Origin of the sequence: Halopenitus persicus (assembly GCF_002355635.1) — an archaeon.
GTDB lineage: Archaea > Halobacteriota > Halobacteria > Halobacteriales > Haloferacaceae > Halopenitus > Halopenitus persicus_A.
The window spans coordinates 1,494,102-1,509,566 of the sequence record NZ_AP017558.1 but is presented as its reverse complement, the minus strand read 5'-3'; the positions used below and the strand labels follow the sequence as shown (position 1 = coordinate 1,509,566).

The 15,465-nt window shown below is 68.6% G+C and carries 15 protein-coding genes; 9 read left to right on the top strand and 6 right to left on the bottom strand.

All coding sequences use genetic code 11. The annotated features are described in order from the left end of the window. Positions 1–32 precede the first annotated feature (32 nt). The gene (locus CPZ00_RS07275) at positions 33–566 is read right to left on the bottom strand and encodes a hypothetical protein (protein WP_096390297.1); all 534 of its coding nucleotides are present in this window, start codon (positions 564–566) and stop codon (positions 33–35) included. A 121-nt stretch (positions 567–687) separates the two neighbouring features. Here CPZ00_RS07275 and CPZ00_RS16215 point away from each other — a divergent pair, with 121 nt between their 5' ends. Beyond that, the gene (locus tag CPZ00_RS16215; RefSeq protein ID WP_021074665.1) at positions 688–777 is read left to right on the top strand and encodes a hypothetical protein; all 90 of its coding nucleotides are present in this window, start codon (positions 688–690) and stop codon (positions 775–777) included. Further along, positions 778–1,611 carry a DUF7089 family protein gene (locus tag CPZ00_RS07270; RefSeq protein ID WP_096390296.1) on the top strand — a complete coding sequence of 278 codons (834 nt, stop codon included), beginning with the start codon at positions 778–780 and terminating at the stop codon, positions 1,609–1,611. A gap of 18 nt (positions 1,612–1,629) precedes the next feature. Here the strand turns inward: CPZ00_RS07270 and CPZ00_RS07265 are convergent, their stop codons facing one another. Both CPZ00_RS07265 and CPZ00_RS07260 read right to left on the bottom strand, forming a co-directional pair. Continuing rightward, on the bottom strand, positions 1,630–2,211 hold the full coding sequence (locus CPZ00_RS07265; protein WP_096390295.1) for a DUF7090 family protein: 582 nt from the start codon (positions 2,209–2,211) through the stop codon (positions 1,630–1,632). Between the two features lie 112 nt (positions 2,212–2,323). Next, positions 2,324–2,764 carry a DUF2391 domain-containing protein gene (locus CPZ00_RS07260; RefSeq protein WP_096390294.1) on the bottom strand — a complete coding sequence of 147 codons (441 nt, stop codon included), beginning with the start codon at positions 2,762–2,764 and terminating at the stop codon, positions 2,324–2,326. A 117-nt stretch (positions 2,765–2,881) separates the two neighbouring features. On the opposite strand from CPZ00_RS07260, the gene CPZ00_RS07255 reads away from it, so the two are divergent. The 3 genes from CPZ00_RS07255 (at position 2,882) to CPZ00_RS07245 (ending at position 6,727) form a co-directional block, all read left to right on the top strand. Further along, a complete protein-coding gene (locus CPZ00_RS07255; RefSeq protein ID WP_096390293.1) occupies positions 2,882–3,559 on the top strand; it encodes a methyltransferase domain-containing protein in 678 nt (225 codons plus the stop codon). A gap of 145 nt (positions 3,560–3,704) precedes the next feature. Continuing rightward, entirely contained in the window at positions 3,705–4,673 is a 969-nt protein-coding gene (locus CPZ00_RS07250) for an MBL fold metallo-hydrolase (protein WP_096390292.1), read from the top strand. Between the two features lie 56 nt (positions 4,674–4,729). Then, on the top strand, positions 4,730–6,727 hold the full coding sequence (locus CPZ00_RS07245; RefSeq protein ID WP_096390291.1) for an AMP-dependent synthetase/ligase: 1,998 nt from the start codon (positions 4,730–4,732) through the stop codon (positions 6,725–6,727). Between the two features lie 82 nt (positions 6,728–6,809). On the opposite strand, the gene CPZ00_RS07240 is transcribed toward CPZ00_RS07245, so the two are convergent. Next, on the bottom strand, positions 6,810–8,261 hold the full coding sequence (locus CPZ00_RS07240; protein WP_096390290.1) for an aldehyde dehydrogenase family protein: 1,452 nt from the start codon (positions 8,259–8,261) through the stop codon (positions 6,810–6,812). Between the two features lie 94 nt (positions 8,262–8,355). After that, complete coding sequence (locus tag CPZ00_RS07235) at positions 8,356–9,768, bottom strand: single-stranded-DNA-specific exonuclease RecJ (protein WP_096390289.1); 1,413 nt, start codon at positions 9,766–9,768, stop codon at positions 8,356–8,358. Between the two features lie 497 nt (positions 9,769–10,265). Here CPZ00_RS07235 and CPZ00_RS07230 point away from each other — a divergent pair, with 497 nt between their 5' ends. Continuing rightward, positions 10,266–10,940, top strand: coding sequence for a DUF7344 domain-containing protein (locus CPZ00_RS07230; RefSeq protein WP_157744205.1), 675 nt, complete (start codon positions 10,266–10,268; stop codon positions 10,938–10,940). Between the two features lie 159 nt (positions 10,941–11,099). On the opposite strand, the gene CPZ00_RS07225 is transcribed toward CPZ00_RS07230, so the two are convergent. Continuing rightward, positions 11,100–11,900, bottom strand: a complete 801-nt coding sequence (locus CPZ00_RS07225) for a TrmB family transcriptional regulator (protein ID WP_096390287.1) — start codon at positions 11,898–11,900, stop codon at positions 11,100–11,102. Between the two features lie 295 nt (positions 11,901–12,195). On the opposite strand from CPZ00_RS07225, the gene CPZ00_RS07220 reads away from it, so the two are divergent. From CPZ00_RS07220 to CPZ00_RS07210, 3 genes are all read left to right on the top strand, one after another. Further along, a complete protein-coding gene (locus tag CPZ00_RS07220) occupies positions 12,196–13,515 on the top strand; it encodes an O-acetylhomoserine aminocarboxypropyltransferase/cysteine synthase family protein (RefSeq protein WP_096390286.1) in 1,320 nt (439 codons plus the stop codon). A gap of 96 nt (positions 13,516–13,611) precedes the next feature. Continuing rightward, positions 13,612–15,003, top strand: coding sequence for a homoserine O-acetyltransferase MetX (gene metX / locus CPZ00_RS07215; RefSeq protein WP_096390285.1), 1,392 nt, complete (start codon positions 13,612–13,614; stop codon positions 15,001–15,003). A gap of 110 nt (positions 15,004–15,113) precedes the next feature. Beyond that, on the top strand, positions 15,114–15,464 hold the full coding sequence (locus CPZ00_RS07210; protein ID WP_096390284.1) for a DNA-binding protein: 351 nt from the start codon (positions 15,114–15,116) through the stop codon (positions 15,462–15,464). The last annotated feature ends 1 nt before the right edge of the window (position 15,465 follow it).

The window sequence follows — 15,465 nt, the reverse complement described above, 5'->3', positions numbered from 1 at the left end:
ACGGTCACTCCGTTTCGGGCACCGAACCGGAATCACTCGCTTCGCGGGATCCGATATCGAACCGTCTCGGAGCCGTCGAACCGCGGTCCCGCTCCCGTCTCCTCGAACCCGACCGACTCGACGATCGACCGCCGCTCGTCGTCGTCCCGGTCGACGATCGCCTCGACCGCCATCCCTTCCCGGTCGGCGAACCGGCGGGGTTCCTCGAGGAGCCGCTCAAGCGCCGCCTTCTCGCCCCCGAATCCGGTCAGGTGAACCGCCTCACGATGCGCGTCGAACGCGACGTAGGCGGTCGGATTCGTCGGCTCTGAGCCGGTCGGAGCCGTCGACTCGGCGTCGGTTGGGCTTTCCGGGTCCGGTCGTTCCGGGTTGGACGTCGGTTCCTCGCGGGACGAAGTCGGTTCTTCGCGGGACGAAGTCGGTTCCTCGCGGGACGAAGTCGGTTCCTCGGGGATCGCGACGCGGACCGACCGGTCGTGGATGACCTCCCGCGTCGCGTCGACCGGCTGCTCAGCCAACGCGGCGATCGCCTCCGCGTCGGCCTCGACGGCGTCTCGTACGCGCACGGTCGGTGATCGGTCGATGGTAACTTAAACGCCTCGCCCGCGATCACCGTCCCGACCGAACGGAAGCCGTGGTTCCAGCCGAACTGAATGGATTTAAGCGACCGGCACCCACACGTCCGGTATGAGCACCCCAACGAAGGTCGTCCTCGGAACGGTCGGAAGCGCCGCGATCCTCTCGATCCTCACGATCCTGTCGTACGCCTTCGCCTGAATGTTCTCCCGGCGCGAGCTGCCCGCCGACCTCGAGACGGTTCGATCGACGCACGCGCCCGACACGCCGGTCCTCGACGCCGACTCGGACTTCGAGACGATCCCGCCGGCCGCGGCGGAGGACCTCGGACTCTTCGTCGACCGGCTCGAGCCGGCGGGCTATCCCGCGGACTGGCTCCCGGCGGACGCACCCGCGGTCCTCGACCGGTACCGCGGGTCGACGTTCACCGTCGGTGCCCCCGGCGACGGCACCGTCGTCTGGACCGCCCAGACCGACCCGCCGACGGTGATCTGTAAACGACGCGCGGAAACCACTCCGGAGGACTTTCTGGCGTTCCTGATCGCCCGTGCCTTCGTCGAGATCGGTGCCGACGTTCCCGAACACTTCCTCCCGTTCTTCGGCGACCGGTACCGGGACCTCGACGCGGCGATCCGCGGCCCGGACGTCCCGGGCGATCTCGGTCCGGTCGACGTCTACCAGATCGCGAACGCCCTCTTCGATGCCTGGGTCGGGCTCCGAACCCGCGAGATCTTTGCGGGCTGGGCCGGCGAACATGACCGACTCCACGACGCGTGGGTCGACGCCGGCGAGCGTCTCACCGACCGGCTCGAAGCCCTCCCGAGCCGGATGGCCCGCGGCGAGATGACCTTCCCCGACGCGACCGAGTACGCCTGCTCGGCCGTCCGGCATGACCTCGATCTCCCGACCCCGTTCGCCGCGCTCGACACCGCCACCTACGCGGACCACGGCGCGGACTACGCGGTCCGGTGGGCCGAGAAAACGTTCGAGGCGCTTGAGACGTCGGAGTCGTCGGGGACGTCGGAGTCGTCGTAAGCGCCGGCCGTCCTGGAACTACGTAAATGACGACGTCACGTCCCCGTCCTCGCTCAGGTCGATGACGCCGTCGAAGAGCGTCTCGAACCGCTCGAGCACGGCCTCGTCGTGGACCTCCTTCGAGAGATGGAACAGCCCGACTGCGTCGTGTTCCGCGAGCAGTTCGAGGATCGCGGCGGCGGCCTGATAGGCCGCCTCCTCGTCCGCATAATAGGCCATCTCCGTGAGCGAATCGATCGAGACGCGGCGCTTTCCGTCGTGTTCGGTCAGGAACCGCTCGACCGAGTCCACGACCCCCTCGAGGTCGTCCGGCGAGGCCACGTAGTAGACGTCGTCACCGGACCGGCGGGAGTAGCCTCGCTCGACCGAGATCGTGTCGAGGATGGTCGCCCTCGACTCGTCGACGTCGTAGTACTCGAGCTTCTGCTCGACCTCCCGCGCCGTCGTTCGCGTCGAGACGACGAGAAAGGAGTCAGTGTCGGTTTTCAGAAAGTCCGTGTCGATCCGGTCCGTCTCGCCGATGCTCGGGTGTACTAACAACAGCCCGGTCCCTCCGGGAATCGTCTCCGGCGCGTTCTCGATCGCCAACGAGTACTCCATACAGGCGGCACCCGCCGGACGAACTTAAGTTGTGTTGCGATCGCTTTTGCGTCGGCCGGGACGATCAGCATTGCGTCGGCCGGGACGATCAGCATTGCGTCGGCCGGGACGATCAGAACACGCTGTCGGCGGTCGCGGCCCCGACGACGCTGAAGACCGCCCCGATCGTGACTGCCTTCGCCGTCGTCACCCACACCTCCCGCCCGGACATTCCCTGGTCAATGAGGAACGTGTCCGGGGCGTCGAAGAGGAGCGCGAGCACCAGCACCGACCCGAACGAGACGGTCATCAGCGAGAGAAACCGGATCGGAATGCCGGCGACCGCCTGCTCGCTGTCCGGATCGCGGCCGGTATCGGCGCGGTACAGCGCCGCGTAGCCGATCGCGGCGACGACGCCCGCTGTCAGCACCGCCTGGATCGGGTGCATCCCCTGTGCGAGCCCCCACACCTCCTCGGTCACGACGAACGGCCCGGCCAACAGGAACCCGCCGACGGTCTGTTGTGCGGAGTCGGCGATCCGAAAGTTCGGACGTCGCACCCGTGGCCGCTTCATACTCCCACTCCGGCGTCGGGATTTAAAAACCCGCTGCCGTAACGGACTGCTGTTTCAAAACCGCCGTCGCAGCCGCCGTCCCGAACCTGTTTTGACGGTCCCGAACCGAGCGATCGTATGAGCGTTCGCGAGGAGTTCGACGAGTGGGCGACGACCGGCAAGGACCGCGGGATGGAGGATCGACACTGGCACACCGCCAAGCACGTCCTGGCGCGGATGCCGGTCGAGGTCGACGACGTGGTCGTCGACCTCGGAACCGGATCCGGATACGCGCTGCGCGCGCTGCGCGAACGCGGGATCGACCGCGGGTACGGGCTCGACGGCGCACCCGAGATGGTGCGGAACGCCCGGTCCTACACCGACGACGACCGGATCGATTTCCTCGTCGGCGACTTCGATTCCCTCCCGTTCGCCGACGACTCGGTCGACCACGTCGTCTCGATGGAGGCGTTCTACTACGCCGCCGACCCCGACACCACCCTCTCGGAGATCCGCCGGATCCTCCGGCCCGGCGGCACCTGGTACTGCGCGGTCAACTACTTCGCCGAGAGCGAACACACCCACGAGTGGCAGGAGTTGATCGACATCGAGATGACCCTCTGGGACCGTTCGCAGTACCGCGAGGCCTTCCGGGAGGCCGGGCTCCACGTGGCGGCCCAGGACACCATCCCGGACCGGGAGATCGAGATCCCGCCCGCCGAAGCGTTCCCGACCGACGACTGGGGGAGCCGCGAGGCGATGGTCGACCGGTATCGTACCTGGGGCACCCTGCTTACGGTCGGCGTCGCACCCTGAACGACGCCCTTCGAGCCCTAGTCGGCCCCCCTTCGGCCTCTAGTCGGCCCCCCTTCGAGCCATAGTCGGCGCCCTTCGGCGCTCTTGTGCCGACGTCGGTGCACGCACCGAACGCTTAACCCCGAGACCGCCTCCATCGATCACAATGGCACGCGATGAGGCGAGCAGTGACGGAGACGGCGCGATCGGACGCCACGACGCCGACATCGACCGCCTTGCCCCCGGCGAGTTCGAGGCGGTTCGCGGCGTCGAGGACCTCTACTACCACGACACCGGCATGTTCGACGCGCCCGGGTACGGATCGGTATACGTCTACGACACTCCCAAGCCCGCGGTGATCGACACGGGAACCGGCGCGAACGTCGACGGCCTGCTCGAGACCCTCTCCGAGATCGGGATCGGGGCCGACGACCTCGCGTGGATCCTTCCGACCCACGTCCACCTCGATCACGCCGGCGGCGCCGGGCTGCTGGCCGACGCCCATCCCGAGGCGTCGGTCCGCGTTCACTCCCGCGGCGTCCGCCACCTGACCGACCCGTCCCGGCTCGTCGAGGGAACGAAGGCGGCCGTCGGCGACCAGTGGCGCCATTACACCGATCCCGAACCGATCCCGGAAACACGGATCGACGGGCTCGCCGACGGCGACACGATCGATCTGGGCGACCGGCGGCTCGCGGTCCTCGAGGCACCGGGCCACGCGCCCCACCAGACCGTCTTCCACGAGCCCGACGACGGCGTCGTCTTCACCGCCGACGCGGCCGGGATCTACGTCCCACAGATCGACGCCGTCACCCCCACGACGCCGCCGCCGCAGTTCGACCTCGACCAGTCCCTCGCCGACGCCGCCGCGATCGCCGACCTCGAGCCCTCGGTGCTCTGCTTCTCACACTTCGGCCCCCGGACGTTCGAACCCGCGGTCATCGAGGAGTTCCAGCGCGCCTCCGTCGAGTGGGTCGAGGCGGTTCGACGCAAACGCGACGAGCTCGACTCCGACGAGGCGGTGATCCGCCACTTCGAACGAACCACCGAACTCGACGGGGTCTGGACGACCGAGCGGGCCGAAGCCAACGAGCGACTCAACGTTCGCGGCGTGCTCGCGATGCTGGACGAGTGACGCTTCTGCGGCTTCCGTCCCATATGGTTTATCACGGATCCGGACCACCGCCGAGTATGAACTGGCGGGAGGCGGAACGCGAGTTCGAGGACCCGGCCATCGCCGAGGAGCCGCTTCCACGGACCTTCGATCGCAGCGCCCGGCGCCACGCCGACCGCACCGCGCAGCGGTACAAGGGCGGCGTCGCCGACCGGTCGCTCGTCTCCGGCGGCGTGATCCCCGCGGCTTCGGACGGCGAGTACGCGGACCTCACCTACGCCGAGATGCGGTCGATCGTCGAGCGGCTCGCCGCCGGCTTTCGGGATCTCGGCGTCGATGCCGACACTCGAGTCGCGATCGTCTCCCACACCCGGATGGAGTGGGCGCAGGTCGATTTCGCCCTCCTCGCGGCCGGCGGCGTCGTCACGACCGTCTACCCGTCCGCCACCGACGCGCGGCTTCGGTACCTGCTCGAGGACCCCGAAGCGACCGTCGTCGTGGTCGAGAACGCGGCGCTTCGCGATCGCGTGCTCGACGTCCACGAGGCTCTCGATCACGACCTCGAGGCGATCGTCACGATCGACGACGGTCCGGACGCGGAACCGGACCTCGATCACGACGCGGGCGACGATCCGTCCGTCGTTCCGCTCGCCGCGCTTCACGAGCGCGGCCGCGAAACGTTCGACCGGGACGCCTACGAGGGGTGGATCGACGAGCGGTCGCTGACGGACCTCGCAACCCTCATCTACACGTCCGGAACCACCGGCCGCCCCAAAGGCGTCCCGCTCACCCACCACAACCTCCGGGCGAACCTGACGCAATGTTACAAACGGCTCGGTCCCCGCCCGGACAAGGCTCCGGACGTTCCGCGGATCGACTCCGGAACGACGACGCTGTCGTTCCTCCCGCTTGCCCACGTCTTCGAGCGGCTCGCCGGCCACTTCCTGATGTTCGCCGCCGGCGCCACGGTCGCGTACGCCGAGAGCCCGGACACGCTCCGGGAGGATTTCGAGCACGTTCGTCCGACGACCGCCACGAGCGTCCCCCGCGTCTACGAGAAGCTCTACGCGTCGATGCGCCGACAGGCCGCCGAGTCGGCGGTCTCCCGCCGGGTCTTCGAGTGGGCGACCACGGTCGGCCGAACGGTCAACCGGACCGACGATCCGGGCCCGGTGCTCGCGGCCAAACACGCGATCGCCGACCGACTCGTCTTCGATTCGGTCCGGGAGGCGCTCGGGGGCAACGTCGACTTCTTCATTTCGGGCGGCGGCTCGCTGTCGCCCGACCTCTGCGCGCTGTATCACGGGATGGGCCTTCCCATCCTCGAGGGGTACGGCCTCACCGAGACCGCGCCCGTCGTCTCGGTCAACCCGCCCGAGGCCCCGATACCCGGAACGATCGGTCCGCCGGTCGTCGACACGGACGTCGCCGTCGACGACGCCGCGGTGAGCGACGGCCGGGCCGACGACGTCGATGGCGACCTCGGCGAGCTCCTGGTACGCGGGCCGCAGGTGACCGAGGGCTATTGGAACCGTCCCGACGCCACCGCCGCGGCGTTCACCGACGACGGCTGGTTCCGGACCGGCGATATCGTCGCGATCCGACCGGACGGCTACATCGAGTTTCGGGGACGCGCCGACCGGCGGATCGTCCTCTCGACCGGGAAGACCGTGATGCCGGCGCCGATCGAGGACCGGTTCGCCGACGCCGCGATCATCGAGCAGTGTCTCGTGGTCGGCGACGATCGGAAGTTCGTCTCGGCACTCATCGTCCCGGACGCCGAGGCGCTCCGCGACTGGGCCGCCGAGCAGGGGATCGATCTCCCCGCCGATCGCGGCGCGATGACTCGGGACGACCGCGTCCACGATCGAATTCAGCAGGACGTCGATCGGCTGAACGCGGACCTCGAGCCCCACGAACGGATCAAACGATTCCGGCTCGTCCCGGAGCCCTTCACCGAGGAGAACGGGCTGCTCACCCCGACCATGAAGAAGAAACGCCGGGACATCCTCGACCGGTTCGCCGCCGAAGTCACCGACCTCTACGACGAGGAAAGCGCATCCGGCGGGGCGTGAGGCTGCTCACTCCGGATTGCACTGCTCGCACCGGATTGCACTGCTCGCACCGGATTGCACTGCTCGCACCGGATTGCGCTGCTCACTCTAGATTGACGTTGACGTTCTTCGTCTGGGTGTACTCGTGGAGCGCCTCGGTCCCCTGTTCGCGGCCGTTGCCGCTCTGTTTGAACCCGCCGAACGGGGTCTGGGGCTGGGTCACCGGGTATTCGTTGATGCTGACCATCCCGTAATCCAGGTAGTCGGCGACGCCGTGTGCCGTCTGCAGGTCGTTCGTCCAGATACCGGCCATCAGGCCGTACGGCGAGTCGTTGGCGATCTCGATGGCCTCCTCGCGGTCGGAGAACTCGATGACCGACAGCACGGGGCCGAAGATCTCCTCCCTGGCGATCGTCATGTCGTTCGTGACGTCGGTGAACACCGTCGGTTCGATGAAGTAGCCCGCGTCCTTCCCGTCGGGGACGCCGCCGCCGGTCGCGACGGTCGCGCCTTCCTGACGGCCGGTCTCGATGTACTCGAGGACCTCCTCGTGGTGGCTCTCGCTGACGACCGGGCCCATCCGACCGTCGTCGTCGATCCCGCTCCCGAGGGGCGTCGATTCCGCCCGCTCGACCACGCGGTCGACGACCTCGTCGTGGACGTCCTCGTGGACGAGCAGTCGCGAGCCCGCCCAGCACATCTGGCCGGCGTTCATGAAGATCCCGTAGTGACAACCGGCCGCCGCCGCGTCGAGGTCGGCATCCGGGAAGACGATGTTCGGTCCCTTCCCGCCGAGCTCGAGCGTGACGCCGGTGACGTTTTGTGCCGCCCGCTCCATCACGCCCTTCCCGACCCCGGTGCTGCCGGTGAACGCGACGTGGTCGACGTCGGGATGTTCGACCAGCCGGTTGCCCGCGACGCTGCCGCGACCGGGAACGACGTTGACCACCCCGTCCGGCAGGCCCGCCTCCTCCGCCGCCGCCGCGTAGTAGAGCGCGGACAGCGGCGTCGTGCTCGAGGGCTTCAGCACGGCCGTGTTGCCGCACGCCAGCGCCGGCGCGAGGCTCCGCCCGGCGAGCTGGAAGGGGTAGTTCCACGGGATCACGTGGCCGGTGACCCCGAGGGGTTCGCGCACGGTGTAGTTCAGTCGGTCGCCCGGAACCGGCACCTCGTCGCCCTCGATCTTGTCGGTCCAGCCGGCGTAGTACCGGACCGTGTCGATGACCATGTCGACGTCGAGCGTCGCCTCGAAGGGCGTCTTCCCGTTGTCGCGGGACTCGACGCGGACGATCTCGTCCTTGCGGTCCTCGATCGCGTTCGCGAACGACTCGAGCAGCCGGCCGCGCTCCCGCGGGTCCAGCGACCGCCACTCGGCGTCCCGATCGGCCGCCGCCCGGGCGGCCTCGACCGCGCGATCGACGTCGGTCTCGCTCGCCTCCGCGACGGTCGCGTACGGCTCCTCCGTCGCGGGATCCTCGGTCGTAAACGTCTCGCCGTCGTCGGCGCTCGTCCACTCGCCATCGATATACAGGTCAGTCGGACCGGTGTAACTCATCCGCGTGTGGTTACCTTGCGGGCACGTAAATACTGAACGTAATACCTTGGAGTTACCCCGCGTTGCCGCTTTCGCACAGCGGCGCCACTTTGCGTCACCCGAGCTGCTCGCCGACGATGGCGTCCGCCCTCTCCACGAACTCCCGCCGGGTTCCGCTCGGGATGGTCGCGCCGGCGGCGACGTCGTGACCGCCGCCGTCGCCGCCGACCGCTCGCGACGCCTCCCGCATCACGGCCGACAGGTCCAGCCCCCGTCGGACCAGCTGGTGTGAGCCGCGGCCGGAGACTTTGACGTGCTCGGCGTCCTTCTCTGCGAACGCGACGATCGGCTTCGACCGGTCGACCGCCGGCGATCCGATCGCCATTCCGGCGACGATCCCGACGATCGTCTCCCGAATGCGCGATTCCGCGTCGAACCACTGGAGGTTGTCCTCCTCGACGACGCCCTCGGTTTTCACCCACTGGAGCCCCTCCGAGAGGTTCCGGCGGTGGTTCCGCAGGAGGGTTCGTGCGCGCTCGAGCGGCGCCCCGCGCTCGCCGAGACAGACGGCGAGGCCGACGTCCGCCCGTTCGTATCGGGCGGTCGCGTTGAGCAACGTCGAGTACTCGCTGACGTCACGCAGCGCCGTCCCGGGCTCCTCGGCGGTGAGCGTGTAGGAGGTCCCGACGAGCTCCTCGATCCGGCTCGCGGGCACCCCCGAGGAGACGGCCCGCTGCAACAGCGCGCTCACGAGCGTTCGCCGCTCCGCGTCGTCCAGGTCGACCCAGCGTCGCCAGTCGCCGTCGGCTTTCACGTCGAGATCCAGATCCGAGAGGAAGGCGATCGCGCCGGCCTCGTCGTTGGAGATGCCCGGGATTCGGACGTCGCTCGCGTACTCGAGCAGCTTCGGGAGCGGTCGGGTCTGTCGTCCGTAGAGGGCGATGTCGGTCCGCGTCTCGAGGACGCCGGCCGCGACCGCGTGGTCGACGATCCCCTCGTTCGCCCCGGTCAGTCCCTCGGTCCCGCCCTGCATATCGCCGACCGCGCCCACCACGGCGAGCGCAGCGAGATCCCGGTTGGTCGGGTCCAGCGCGTGCGCGAGGACGTAGCTCGCGCCGGCCCCCGACAGCTCCGCGGCGCCGTCGATCCCGAACAGCAGCGGGTTGAGGTGGTACTCCGTGTCGGCGTCGGCGGGCTGGTGGTGGTCGGCGATGACCGGCGTGAAGTCGCCGGCCGCCTCGTGGTCGGCGATGACGTCGAGTTGCCCCGACCCGAAGTCGGTGAACAGGACGGTCTCGAACTCGCGGGTCGCGATCCCGGCGATCGACTCCTCGTCGAGCTGCTTCTCGAAGACGGTCTCGTGATCGATCCCCGCGCGTTCGAGCGCGCTCGAGGCGATCGCTCCGCTGGTGAGCCCGTCGGCGTCGATGTGGGACGCGAGGAGGACGCGGTCGGCAGCCCGGAGACGGTCGGCGCAGGCCGCGGCGCGCTCCGCGAGGGCCGGCACTGGTGGGTCGGCGGCGGACATACCGGGATATACGCCCCTCATCCGGGATAAACGCACGCTCCCGTCGCTCCGCGTGTGCGCCAGTCGTTCCGTTCCGGATCCGAATTCGGTTTCGGAACCGCCGCCTTCGCCCCGTTCGTGCGATCCGATCCGGGATGGTTGCGGACCACCCGACTCCGATCGTCACTCACTCCCGTTCCGTTTTTGGATCGAGTGAAAATGTCTCACATATATCCGTCTCTCGGTCGTTGGGTCTCATCCTGGCAACGCCGACGGCGGACTCACCACGGTTGGAGGTGGTCGTCGGAATCACGGACCCGATCCCCAAGCCACGTATCGAACCGAGGAGTGACCGTTTCCGCTCGTATGGCGCCGATGTTCCATCCCACACACTCTCGATCGTCCCGACCCGACTGCGAGTATCGGTCGACTCGACCACCCGAATGCGCGACTGCGTCCGGATCGTCCCTTCAAACGTCGGATCTCGTTCCGATCCCGTCGGCGGGGGTGCGGACGCCGTGACGGGACTCCTCGCGCTGGCGACTGGACGCCACGCGATCGATTCCGAGGGATTCGACGCCTCCGCGGACGCCGCCGACACGGGCGACGCGGACGACACGGGCGACGCGGACGACACGGACGCCGCCGACACGGGCGACGCGGACGACACGGACGCCGCCGCTGACCGAGCGCTCCCCAAGGACACGGTCTTCGGTATGCTGTCGAACCGGCGACGTCGTCGCGTCATCGAACACCTGAGCGAGGCCGAGGACGGTCGGCTGACGATCCGCGAGCTCTCGGAGGTGATCGCAGCCGAGGAGAACGACGTCTCCCGACGGGAGGTGACGTATAAACAACGCAAACGGGTCTACACGTCACTCTACCAGATCCACCTGCCGACCCTCGATGACAACGGGATCGTCAAGTACGAGAAACGGTCGGGGGCCGTCGAGTTGACGCCCACCGCGGAGAACTGCACCGTCTACCTCGAGTCGATCTCCGACGGCCAACTCTCGTGGGGCGAGTACTGGCTTGGACTCGCCGCCGTCTCGATCGCGTTCGTGACGACCGCGACGCTCGGGTACCTCCCCTACTTCTCCCAGCACGGACACGTGTCGGCGCTCCTCGTGGTCGCGACGATCAGCCTTTCGGCGATCGCTTTCGCCGTCTCCACCGCTCGCGATCCGCGCTAGGCTCCACCGCTCGCGATCCGCGCTAGGCTCCACCGCTCGCGATCCGCGCTAGGCTCCACTGCTCGTGCTCTCGGACGCCGTCGAACCGGTCACGTTTCCGGAAGGCCCACCAGGGTCGACGTCCCACCGGGTGCCAGCACGCCGCCGCACTGCCGTTCGCTAGCCCTCGTTCGGGGAGATCGGGAGGGGGCCGTCCTGCGCGAGCAGCCGGCGAGTGACGACCACCAGTCCGTTCTCCGGGCCCGAACCGTACATCGCGTGTTCGTCGTCACCGTTCGCTCCGACGGTGCTGATGAGCGTCGCCGATCGGTCGATCAGCACGAGCCGCGCGATGGACCGATCCTCGCCGGTCCCGCTCCCGTCCGCCAGCCACTCGAGCCCCGACGCGAAGGTCTCAGCTCGCGGGACCGCGTCCCGGATCCGACGCTGGATGGCGTCGTCGACCCCGCCGATCAGCAGCGACACGTCGTCGCTCACGCCCGTGAGGGTCTCGATCAGCTCTCCCGTGCGGACCGGTCCGTCGCCGACGACGAACACGATCTCGGTCGTCGCATCACGACTCAGCCGTCGGAGTCGTTCCTCGATGCGTTCCCGTCCGGTCACGGTCCAGACGTCGGGCAGCTCGGTGGTTTCCCCGGCGCCCGTTACCGTCTCGAGCGACGCCGACAGCCGTTCGAGCTCCCGCTTGTCACGTTCCCGGAACGTCCGGATCGCTTCCTCCGGCGTGACGGACCGAAACTGCTTGGGGCTCGAGTGCTGGGTCGTGACCAGTCCGCGAGCCTCCAATACGCGGACCGCGTCGTAGACGCGCGTCCGTGGCACGTCGGCTCTCTCGCTGATGTCCTTTGCGGTTCCCGACCCGAGCCGCATCAATCCGACCAAACACTTCGCTTCGTACTCTCGGAGTCCGAACTGTCGTAACGCCTCGACGGCGTCCTCGACCGATTTCGATGTCGTCATTCGTTGTTAGTCCTCCCGGAGACGTTTCCCGTGGGAACGTCTCGTTCGATCCCCTCCATCCTCCCTGATCCCCCACCGCGTCCTGATCGACGTCCTCCTTTTCGCCTTCTTGTTGAGTGTGTAAGTAAATCACATAGTTCTATCGGCCGTGCTCAAGCGGCGCGGCGGCGGCGGTCCGACGCTCGAGCACGGAGTGGACGGCCGCGGTTCGTGCCGTATGGCACCACGATCGGGGTGCGGCAGATCTTGCCGTAACTGTGGGTTATAGATATCCTGAGTGATATGCGTATAGTACATGACTCGAGGGTTCCAGACCCGGAGCCTCCACGCCGGAGCCGACCCGGATCCGGCGACCGGCTCGCGCGCGATCCCGATCCATCAGACCACCTCCTACGTCTTCGAGGACGCCGACACGACGGCGGAGATGTACGCGCTTCGGGCCGACGGCCACATCTACTCCCGGCTGTCGAACCCCACCGTCGGCGCGCTCGAGGACCGGATCACCGACCTCGAGGGCGGCAGCGATGCGGTCGCGACCGGCTCAGGCATGGCCGCGATCGACGCGATCACGACCGTGCTCGCGTCCGCGGGCGACAACGTGGTCGCGGCCGCGGAGATGTACGGCGGCACGTCCACGTATTTCACGACGATCGCCGACCGTCGCGGGGTGGAGGCCCGGCTCGTCGACACCCTCGAGTACGACGCGTACGCCGAGGCGATCGACGAGGACACCGCCTTCGTCCACGTCGAGACGATCGCCAACCCCTCGCTCGTGACCCCGGACCTCGAGCGGTTGGCCGGGATCGCCCACGACCACGCCGTCCCGCTCGTCGTCGACAACACGTTCGCGACCCCGGCGCTGTGCCGCCCGTTCGAACACGGCGCGGACGTCGTCTGGGAGTCGACCACGAAGTGGATCACCGGCAACGGCACCACCGTCGGCGGCGTGGTCGTCGACGGCGGCACGTTCCCCTGGGACCACCCGGACGCCGGCTACGACGAACTCTCCGGGCAAAGCCCCGCGTTCCCGATCGACTTCGTCGAGCGGTTCGGCGACGCCGCGTTCGCGAACGTCGCCCGACAGCGCGGCGTCCGGCCGACCGGGGGCCAGCAGTCACCCTTCGACGCCTGGCAGACGATCCAGGGGATCGAGACGCTTCCGCTGCGGATGGATCGCCACTGCGAGAACGCCCGGACGGTGGCCGAGTTCCTGCAGGACGACGACCGCGTCGAGTGGGTCGCGTACCCCGGCCTCGAGGGCCACGAGACCCACGACAACGCCTCGAAATACCTCGACGGCTACGGCGGGATGGTCACCTTCGGCGTCGCGGACGGCTACGAGGCGGCCAAGACGCTCTGTGAGTCCGTCGAGCTGACGAGCTTCCTCGCCAACGTCGGCGACGCGAAATCGTTAATCATCCACCCCGCCTCCACCACGCATGCACAGATGGACCGCGAGGCCCAGCGCGCGGCCGGCGTCTTCCCGGAGATGCTGCGTCTCTCCGTCGGCCTCGAGGATCCCGCGGACCTCCTCGCCGACCTCGATGCCGGCCTCGCGGCCGGATCGACCGCCGGCGCCGAAGACGACGCCTCGCCGGTCGGGACCGACCGATGACCGCCAGGATCGACGGATGATCGTTCCCGACTCGGACGGCATCATCGACCCGTCCTCCGACGTCGCCCGAACGAACGTCCCACTCATAGCCAACCGATGACAACGACACCACACGACGCCGGGATCGCCTCGCTCGGGGAGTACACCTTCGAATGTGGCCGATCGATCCCCGAGTTGCGGATCGCCTACGAGACCTACGGGGAGTTCACCGGCGACAACGCGATCCTCGTCTGTCACGCGTTGACCGGCAGCCAGAACGTCGCGCGGACGCCGGAGATCCGGGACCCGGAGACGGGCGGGGGCGCCGGCGCGGCCGCCGACGGAACCGTGGACGCGGCCGCCGACGAAAACGGGGACGCGAGCACTGACGCTGCCGCCGGTGACGCCGACGAGGAGTCGCCGAACCAGGCCGGCCAGGCCCGGGCGTGGTGGGACGACGTCGTCGGACCGGGCAAGGCGATCGACACCACCGAGTACTACGTCGTCTGCGCGAACGTTCCGGGGTCGTGTTACGGCAGCTCCGGGCCAGCGAGCCGGCGACCGGACGACGTCGACTCCGACAGGGAGGTCGACCACGACCGCTGGGCGCTCGACTTCCCGCCCGTACAGGTCGCCGACTGGACCCGCGCCCAGCGCCGGCTGCTCGATCACCTCGGCGTCGGCCGGCTCCGGGCGGTCGTCGGCGGCAGCGTCGGCGGGATGAACGTGCTCGACTGGGGGAAACGGTATCCCGACGACGCCGACTACCTGATCGCGATCGCGACGGCGGCCCGCCTCGACCCGCAGTGTCTCGCGCTGGACGCGATCGCGAGGCGGGCCATCCGGTCGGACCCGAACTGGAACGGCGGCGACTACTACGGCGACCGCCCCACGCCGGACACCGGGCTCGGATTGGCCAGGCAGATCGGCCACGTGATGTACCTCTCGAAGTCCTCGATGGACCGCAAGTTCGGCCGGCGGTCGGCCGGCCGCGACTCGCTGACGCGCGGGGAGGGACTCGACGTTCCCGAGAACCCGACGGCCGCCTTCTTCCCGTACCGCGAGGTCGAGTCCTACCTGGACTACAACGCCGGGTCGTTCGCGGAGCGGTTCGACGCGAACAGCTACCTCTATCTCACCCGCGCGATGGACGAGTACGACCTCGCGGGCGGGTACGCTGACGACGCGGACGCCCTCGCGGCGTTCACCGGCGAGGCGCTGGTGATGTCCTTCTCGCAGGACTGGCATTTCACCGTCGACCAGTCCGTCGACCTCGCCGAGGCGTTCCGCGACTCCGACGTGCCGGTGGCCCACCACCGCATCGACTCCGACCACGGCCACGACGCGTTCCTCGTCGAACCCGAGAGCGTCGGGCCGCCGGTCCGCGATTTCATCCGGTCCGGGACCGACGGCAAGTCGGTCGTCGACGCCGCCGAACCCGCGGAGCCGGTGACCGACGGGTCCGGCGCCTCGCACGCGCCGGTTCACTCGAGCCTCTTTTCCGGGTGACCCCGAGGTTCGGTCGTCGCTTCGATCACCCGGACGGATCGTCCCGTTGATCGCTCCGATCGGTCTTCGCCTCCGAAATCGTTTTTCGCGAGTAGCCGAAAGGGATCCGTATGAGCGGCAATCCCGACGACGATCGGCTCGAGGAACTCCGTGAACAGAAGCGACAGGAACTCCAGGATCGCGCCCAGGGCGGCGGGAACGAGGAGGCCCAGGAGGCGGCCCGCCAGCAGGCGGAGGCCCAACAGGAGGCCGTCCTCAAACAGCACCTCACCGACGGGGCCCGCCAGCGGCTCAACGCGGTCGAGATGTCGAAACCCGACTTCGCCGCGCAGGTGAAAAAGCAGGTCGCGGCGCTGGCCCAGAGCGGTCGCGTGCAGGGTCGGATCGACGAGGACCAGATGAAGGAGCTCCTGCGCGAGCTCCAGCCCGAGCAGAAGAGCTTCGACATCCGCCGGCGCTGAG

Bases quoted from the DNA above. Each gene is read 5' to 3' on its own strand.
- CPZ00_RS16215 (WP_021074665.1), top strand. From the start codon at position 688: ATGAGCACCCCAACGAAGGTCGTCCTCGGAACGGTCGGAAGCGCCGCG.
- CPZ00_RS07270 (WP_096390296.1), top strand. From the start codon at position 778: ATGTTCTCCCGGCGCGAGCTGCCCGCCGACCTCGAGACGGTTCGATCG.
- CPZ00_RS07265 (WP_096390295.1), bottom strand. From the start codon at position 2,211: ATGGAGTACTCGTTGGCGATCGAGAACGCGCCGGAGACGATTCCCGGA.
- CPZ00_RS07260 (WP_096390294.1), bottom strand. From the start codon at position 2,764: ATGAAGCGGCCACGGGTGCGACGTCCGAACTTTCGGATCGCCGACTCC.
- CPZ00_RS07255 (WP_096390293.1), top strand. From the start codon at position 2,882: ATGAGCGTTCGCGAGGAGTTCGACGAGTGGGCGACGACCGGCAAGGAC.
- CPZ00_RS07250 (WP_096390292.1), top strand. From the start codon at position 3,705: ATGGCACGCGATGAGGCGAGCAGTGACGGAGACGGCGCGATCGGACGC.
- CPZ00_RS07245 (WP_096390291.1), top strand. From the start codon at position 4,730: ATGAACTGGCGGGAGGCGGAACGCGAGTTCGAGGACCCGGCCATCGCC.
- CPZ00_RS07240 (WP_096390290.1), bottom strand. From the start codon at position 8,261: ATGAGTTACACCGGTCCGACTGACCTGTATATCGATGGCGAGTGGACG.
- CPZ00_RS07235 (WP_096390289.1), bottom strand. From the start codon at position 9,768: ATGTCCGCCGCCGACCCACCAGTGCCGGCCCTCGCGGAGCGCGCCGCG.
- CPZ00_RS07225 (WP_096390287.1), bottom strand. From the start codon at position 11,900: ATGACGACATCGAAATCGGTCGAGGACGCCGTCGAGGCGTTACGACAG.
- CPZ00_RS07220 (WP_096390286.1), top strand. From the start codon at position 12,196: ATGACTCGAGGGTTCCAGACCCGGAGCCTCCACGCCGGAGCCGACCCG.
- metX (WP_096390285.1), top strand. From the start codon at position 13,612: ATGACAACGACACCACACGACGCCGGGATCGCCTCGCTCGGGGAGTAC.
- CPZ00_RS07210 (WP_096390284.1), top strand. From the start codon at position 15,114: ATGAGCGGCAATCCCGACGACGATCGGCTCGAGGAACTCCGTGAACAG.